The following is a 1169-nucleotide window of genomic DNA, read 5'->3' as shown; positions in this document are numbered from 1 at the left end:
AAGGTCAGTAAGGACGACGGAAGCGCCCCACTTTTGACGGTGAACTATTACGATAAGCGTGCCCGATTGATAGAAACTGTTTCGAACAACCACCTTGGAGGTGTTGACCGGGTTACGAATACGTATAGTTTTACAGGGGAGCTTTTGACCAGCAGGCGAGAGCACAGGGCTACGCCAACAGGAACAGCAACAACAGTCCTGACGAAAAATATATATGACCACGTAGGCCGTTTGGTGGAGACCAGAAAGGAGGTGACCGGCCAGCCGGAAATCATACAGAGCAAGCTGGTATACAATGAGATCGGGCAGCTAAAAACGAAGGTACTGCATGCCATCGATGAGGGAACCGATATAGCAGCGCATATCGTGCTGGATGAGATTATGGCCTCGGGGCAGATCTACCAGAAAAAGGCCTCTTCCAGTATTCTATTAAAGCCAGGTTTCCACGCACCTGCGGGATCCAATTTCCACGCATCGATCGTGCCTGGAAATGCGTTGCAGACCATCCAGTACACCTACAATCCGCGTGGATGGTTAACGAGCACACGTTCGGAGGATTTTGAGAGCGAGCTTCGTTACGAGGACGGTTCGGTACCGCAGTACAACGGCAATATCTCCGAGCAGCGCTGGAAACACGGCGATGGTACTGCAAAATGGTTTACCTATGCCTACGATGCTCTCAATAGACTGAAGGACGGCAACAGTGTAAACGGTGATATGCATGAGGTCCTGACCTATGATGAGATGGGCAATATCGAGAGTCTGAGACGTGACAACGGCGCGGTGACCAGCTACACATACAACGGTAACCGTCTTACCTCATTGAGCGGCGGGCTAACGGGAAGTTATCTTTATGATGCCAATGGCAATGTGAAGACAGACCGCATGGAAACGCACTTTACCTACAATTACCTCAACCTGCCCAAAACGGTCAACCGGGCACAGTCGGGCAGTAACCCGGCAGTCGGGGTGCAGTACCTCTATGATGCTCTGGGGACCAAGCTGCGCAAGACCTCTACCGTTGGCGGTACAATCACGACGCGGGATTATGTTAGCGGCATCGAATACAAAAAGGTAGGCAGTGCAGCGAGTGCGATTGAGATGATCCATACGGAAGAAGGTTACCTGCAGCGTAACGCGAATACCAATACCTATACCTACCACTATAA

Annotated in this window: 1 protein-coding gene; it reads left to right on the top strand. The window is 51.1% G+C overall.

The annotated features are described in order from the left end of the window. Positions 1-1169 (top strand): 3-coathanger stack domain-containing protein (locus C5745_RS20370; RefSeq protein WP_165793157.1); only part of this gene is annotated, 1169 nt, incomplete at both ends.

It is taken from the genome of Sphingobacterium haloxyli (assembly GCF_002980525.1).
GTDB lineage: Bacteria > Bacteroidota > Bacteroidia > Sphingobacteriales > Sphingobacteriaceae > Sphingobacterium > Sphingobacterium haloxyli.
This window is presented reverse-complemented; position numbering and strand designations above follow the sequence as displayed.